This window comes from Pseudovibrio sp. WM33 (assembly GCF_001623165.1).
GTDB lineage: Bacteria > Pseudomonadota > Alphaproteobacteria > Rhizobiales > Stappiaceae > Pseudovibrio.
This window is the reverse complement of the sequence record NZ_LMCK01000154.1, coordinates 1-6,010: the sequence shown is the minus strand read 5'-3', so window position 1 is coordinate 6,010 and position 6,010 is coordinate 1. Positions and strand designations below refer to the sequence as shown.

The 6,010-nt window shown below is 40.7% G+C and carries 4 protein-coding genes; all 4 read left to right on the top strand.

Annotated elements, in window-relative coordinates; translation table 11 throughout:
* The first annotated feature begins 560 nt into the window (after positions 1 to 560).
* Positions 561 to 1,670, top strand: a complete 1,110-nt coding sequence (gene wecB, locus PsWM33_RS26260) for a non-hydrolyzing UDP-N-acetylglucosamine 2-epimerase (RefSeq protein WP_063297011.1) — start codon at positions 561 to 563, stop codon at positions 1,668 to 1,670.
* A gap of 29 nt (positions 1,671 to 1,699) precedes the next feature.
* Positions 1,700 to 3,046 (top strand): UDP-N-acetyl-D-mannosamine dehydrogenase, encoded by a 1,347-nt coding sequence (wecC, locus tag PsWM33_RS26255; RefSeq protein ID WP_082827164.1) that lies wholly within the window; start codon positions 1,700 to 1,702, stop codon positions 3,044 to 3,046.
* A complete protein-coding gene (locus tag PsWM33_RS26250; protein WP_063302218.1) occupies positions 3,043 to 4,431 on the top strand; it encodes a polysaccharide pyruvyl transferase family protein in 1,389 nt (462 codons plus the stop codon). Before wecC ends, PsWM33_RS26250 begins: the two co-directional genes overlap by 4 nt.
* 1 nt (position 4,432) lies before the next feature.
* Positions 4,433 to 6,010: glycosyltransferase family 4 protein (locus PsWM33_RS26245; protein WP_153040021.1), on the top strand; the 1,578-nt coding region annotated here is incomplete at its 3' end.

The following is a 6,010-nucleotide window of genomic DNA, read 5'->3' as shown; positions in this document are numbered from 1 at the left end:
CGCGTCTATGGCTACGCAACTTTGTCAACAGGACCTAGTTGTTGTAGAGAAATAATACACAATCAAAACTTAAGCATGTGAAAATAGAATACTTGTACTTAATACAGAAGACTCAAAATTTTAATGGATTACACACTGGTTAAATATTTGATATAAGCAAGTGTATTAAGATAGCATGAATTATAATACTAAGTTGTTGTGTTGTTAGTAAAAATTCATAATTTATATTATGGAGTGTAATCTATCTTGGAGGGGGTAATTTTCTCAGTTCTAAACTAGGAGGTGAAAGTTAGATATCCTAACTGCCGATCATATTATTCCTTTATATCGAAAAGTGAACGTTAAGGGGCTGTCAAGGCAATATTATCGAAAATTTATGTGGGTTTTCGTCTGAAAAGTGAATAGTAATCGAACGAACTTCGGAAATTGCCCTAAAAGATAATTTTGTAGCGCTTCGAACTTTGCTCAGAAACAATATACTTCTTGCTAGAGAGTATTGTATCTTCTTTTGAAAAGGGCTACTTCACAAGTGGATCTAACTAACTAATTGAGTTTGCAAAATGCATGTCCTTGTAATTGTAGGCACACGCCCTGAAGGCATAAAAATGGCGCCGGTTATTAATGAACTCAAGCGTCGAAACGATATAAAAACAACGGTTGTATCGACTGGTCAGCATCGCGAAATGCTACAGTCTATATTTAATGACTTCGGCATATATCCAGATATAGACTTAGATATTATGCAACCTAATCAAACTCTTTCATCATTGACTGGAAAATTGTTTGATAAGATTGATATAGTCTTGAGAGAGAAACAACCAGATTGGGTTCTCGTGCAAGGAGATACGACCTCGGTTCAGGTTGGTGCGCTTTGTGCTTTTTATCATGGCATCAAAGTTGGGCACATAGAAGCTGGGCTTCGTAGTTATGATATGTCAGCTCCTTTTCCAGAAGAACTGAACCGAAGAGTGGCTGGATTGGTTGCAACAAAGCATTTTGCTCCGACGATAGAATCAAAAAACAACTTGTTGCGTGAAGGTATTGATGAAGGCTGCGTACACGTGACTGGTAATACGGGCATTGATGCATTACTTCATATGGCAGATATCGTTAACAATAAACCGCCTGAGATAAACACTAAGATATCTAACTTTACTAATAAGTTCTCAAAATACGTTTTGATTACAGGGCATCGCAGAGAAAATTTCGGAGAAGGCTTCGAAAATATATGTTTTGCTATAAAAGAACTGAGTATTCGCTGGCCCGAAGTAGGGTTCTTGTACCCAGTTCATCTTAACCCCAACGTACAAGAACCTGTAAAAAGGATAATTGGCGATCGTGACAATGTTCTTCTTACTGAGCCGCAAGATTATCGATGTTTCATTTACTTGATGTCGAACAGTCGTCTTATCCTCTCTGATTCTGGGGGAATACAAGAAGAAGCACCAAGTTTGAAAAAGCCAATCTTGGTCATGAGAGATGTAACTGAAAGGCCTGAAGGTGTAGCGGCAGGGTGCGCAGAGCTAGTTGGCACTTCTATCAAGAAAATTGTTTCGAGAGCGTCTGCACTATTGGAAAATGTTGACGAGTATGCTCTTTTTGCAACGTCCCAGAATCCGTATGGCGATGGGCAAGCAAGCGCCCGAATTGCATCCTCCTTGTATCAATGAGCTATTAAGATTTAGGACTGTTATCCTCAATGCCCAATACGAATAAAATCATACAAAATGAATTCAAAATAGAATCTAATGAACTTGGTTCTTCTAAATTACCCAAAAAAGGATTTGATAAAATTGCGGTGGTAGGACTTGGATATATTGGCCTGCCTACTGCGGCTGTGTTCGCGTCCAGGAAAATTGAAGTAATTGGTATTGATGTTAGTGAGCATGCTGTAACAACGATTAATCGCGGCGAAATACATATCACTGAGCCTGATCTAGATCTTGCAGTTCGTTCAGTTGTGTCTGAAGGATATCTTTTTGCATCACTTACACCAAAATCAGCCGATGCATTTATGATTGCGGTGCCAACCCCGTTTAAATCGAGCTTAGAGGGTGTGAAAATACCCGATCTTAGCTTTATTGAAGCAGCGAGCCGAACTATAGCTGCTGTTCTTAAGGCTGGTGACCTTGTTGTTCTAGAATCAACTTCGCCGGTTGGTGCTACAGAACGAATGGCCGAATGGCTAGCTGAAGAGCGACCTGATTTGACATTTCCTCAGACACACGGAGCAGATTCAGATGTTCGAATTGCTCATTGTCCTGAAAGAGTGTTACCAGGGCACGTTCTGCGTGAGTTGGTTGAGAATGATCGCGTTATTGGTGGTATGACGCCCGCGTGTTCGCAAAGAGCAGTGGAGCTTTACAAATTAGTAGTTCAAGGCGAGTGCATTGTTACCGATACTCGTACTGCGGAGATGGCAAAGTTAACTGAAAATAGCTTTCGTGACGTGAATATAGCTTTCGCGAATGAGTTATCTGTTATTTGCGATAAACTCGATATCAATGTTTGGGAACTTACTTCATTAGCCAATCGTCATCCTCGCGTGAATATTCTCCAGCCGGGTCCTGGTGTTGGTGGGCATTGCATTGCCGTAGATCCTTGGTTTATTGTGGCAACTAACCCCAAAGAAGCTAATATCATTAAGACTGCTCGTGAAACCAATGATGCAAAACCTGGCTGGGTAGTAAGTAAAGTGGAGAAATCTGCCAAGATCCAACAATTACTCAAAGATGATAAAGTGAAAGTTGCTTGCTTCGGTTTGGCATTCAAACCTGACATTGATGACTTACGTGAAAGTCCTGCATTGCAAATAGTTGATTCTTTGATTGACAACGCCGACTTGGATGTTCTTACAGTCGAACCAAATATTCACGAGCTTCCAAAGAGGTTCATTGGCAGAACTACTTTGGTTGGTGAAGATGTAGCAATGCAAGAGGCTGATATACTTGTGATGCTGGTCGATCATAAGCAGTTCAGAGAAATTGATGTAGAACTCTTGAACACTAAAGTCGTGATTGATACACGCGGGATTTGGACAAGTTGACCAGTCAGCAGCAACAGCAGTCTTCAACGGATCCGGTTAAGACTATAGCAATATTTTTTGGTCACGTAGCTAGTAATGTCGGTGACTTAGCTATCAATACTGGCCAGTCTGAGTTGCTTCAAAAGATTTATCCAGCAGCTGTAATAAAATTTGTGACATTGAATGCGAGTGGATCGAAGTTTTTTGAGCACGCCGAGTCGAGTTTTGGTTCGGAAGCTGAGGTCCAAGTTACAAATTTTTCCACAAAAAACACTAGCGCATTGGAGTATGCGCTAGATCCAGCATTATTACTGAAGAACACAGAAACGCTTGATGCTGATCTCATTGTCATAGCTGCAGGAGAGCATTTATTTAGTTATAAAGACGAAGATAATTTCGAAGTCTTGTTTTGGCGTACTCTCCCTGTATTTTCAGCTCAAGCTACTGGGAAAAAATGTATCATTATGCCGTCGACTTTTGGGCCTTTTCAAACGAGCTTAAGTAAAAAACTGATATTTGACTTGTTAGCTTTTGATGTCTGTCTATCGGCGCGCGAGAGAAGATCTCAAAGGCTTCTTAATACTTTGAGCGGCTCCGAAAGTGTAGGTCTATTTCCTGATCCAGCTTTTTTTCTTCCAAGTAAAGCGCCTCATAAATTGAATGAAAACAAAGCATTAGCTTTTGTGCTTAGAGCGAAGAACTGGGGAATTCGTCAAAGGTCAACAAGGAAGTCAGAAATTAATGTGAGCGATAGTTGGTTTCAGTGCTACATGGCGATAATTGAAGGATTTTTGAAGAAAGATTATCGTACATGTAAATTTCTAGTACAAACAGTAAACGATAAATTTCTCGCAGAAAAATTGATTGCGGAACTTGATTTGGCTCCTTCTAAGAAAGAGAAGACCTTTATAGTCGAAGTTAAAAGCATTGAACACTATCAATCTATACTTGATGGTGTTGACGTTGTCGTTGCTTCAAGATTTCATGCGATAATATTTGCGGTTCTTCGTGCTAAAAATGTGTTTGGTTTATATTTTGAAGAGCATGGGCACAAAATGCCTGGTCTGTTTGAGTTCTTTGGATACCCGAACTTATGCCTCAATATTTCACGTCTAAAACCATCTAGAGCTGCTACTCTGATGACGGCGAACATGGATGACAATCTCCGTCACGAAAGTCTTCAAAGAACAATTGAGAAGTCAAAAGTAGGTATGATTGAATCATATGGAAGACACTGTGAGCAGAACAAGCTTACGTGTGATCGAAGACATAATTCTCTGATTGAAATCGCAGTCGAGATAGATTTTAAAAAGAGAGAGTCTGAACTTCGCAGAAGGTTTAATAAAAGTATCAACTCCTTGCGTCAGAAGCTCTCCACACTAGAGAATTCTTCATCAGAGGCTTAAAATGAATATCATAGATAGGTTTAAACGTTTAATTGACAATAAACGTGCTGATTTCATACGTCTGCGTTTGAAAAATTCCTATTTAGCAGGCGGTCTTGAGAGCTTAAAAGAAGAGGTCGACTGTGTAGTAAGTAACTTTGCTGAACACGAGAAATTGTTGTATAGTGCTGCTACTGACTTTAATAAATCAGGAAATCACGATGCGTCTGCACTAATTTCTACTGTCCTTATCGGGATCAGAGAAATAGAACGCTATTATCGTATGCATTTTTGGGCAAGTCAGAAAAATTCTGATTTTCTTCAAGCTTCCAAGGCAGGTGTGTGGCTCGAAAACAAGTATGGTAAAAAACCGACCATAAAACAACAAGAATTCTTAACTAAGTTACATCGCAGCCCAACTTATCAACTTTCTTTATTAAAAGAACTTGATGTACAGAAATTATCTTTTGACGATTTCGCCTCAGATAAAATTGCTTATTTTCTGCATAATAGCCTACCTTATTCCTCTGGTGGGTACGCAACCCGGGGGCATGGTTTAGCCGTTGCACTTGCTAATGCTGGATATGATGTAACGTGCGTTACAAGACCTGGTTACCCGTTCGATGTTCCTCCAAAAGATGAGCGACTTGATGTGCCATTGGAAGACATTATTGATGGAATATCTTATCAGAGGTTGCTCTCACCTAGAAGAGATGAGCATTCCGCGAAAGATTATATGTTACAGGCAGCTGACATTATCGAAGGGAAACTAAAGGAATTACGTCCTAGCTTGGTAATCGGTGCTTCAAACCACGTTACAGCACTTCCAGCCCTGATTGCATCAAAGCGGCTTGGAGTGCCGTTTATTTATGAGGTTCGTGGCTTCTGGGAGATTACAAGAATTTCGCGAGAGCCAGAATTTGCGAAAAAGCCAGCCTTTAATGTTCAGAAAATTTTGGAAACAGAAGTTGCGAAACATGCTGCGCACGTGTTTACTTTGACAAGAGGCATGAAAAATGAACTTTGTGTCCGGGGGGTAGAAAGTAATACAATATCGATACTCCCCAATTCGTGCGATGTGACCAAATTCAATCCATCGGAAAAAGATCATCTCCTCGCTGCTGAGTTAGGATACCCTCCAAATATTCCAGTGATAGGGTACATCGGTACATTTGTCCAATACGAGGGTTTGGAGCATCTGGTCCAGGCATGCAGTTTGTTGAAGCTTCGAGGAAAAGAGTTTAGGCTTCTACTTGTTGGAAATGAAAATGCGTCTGGTAGTGAACGCGGTCCAATTACGAAGGCAATTGAAGATATCGCAGCTGAAAATGGTATGGGTGATTGGGTCACAATGCCAGGACGGATACCTCACGAGGACGTGCCGAGATACTATTCACTGATAGAGATAGCTCCGTTTCCTCGAAAGCCTCAGCCTGTTACCGAGTTAGTATCTCCTATGAAGCCACTAGAAGCATTGTCAATGAAAAAAGCAATTGTAGTGTCTGGTGTTGCGGCGCTCTCTGAAATGGTGCGTGATGGGGTGACGGGGCTTATCTTCGAGAAAGGCAACATTGAAGACCTTGCTGACAAACTTGAAGTG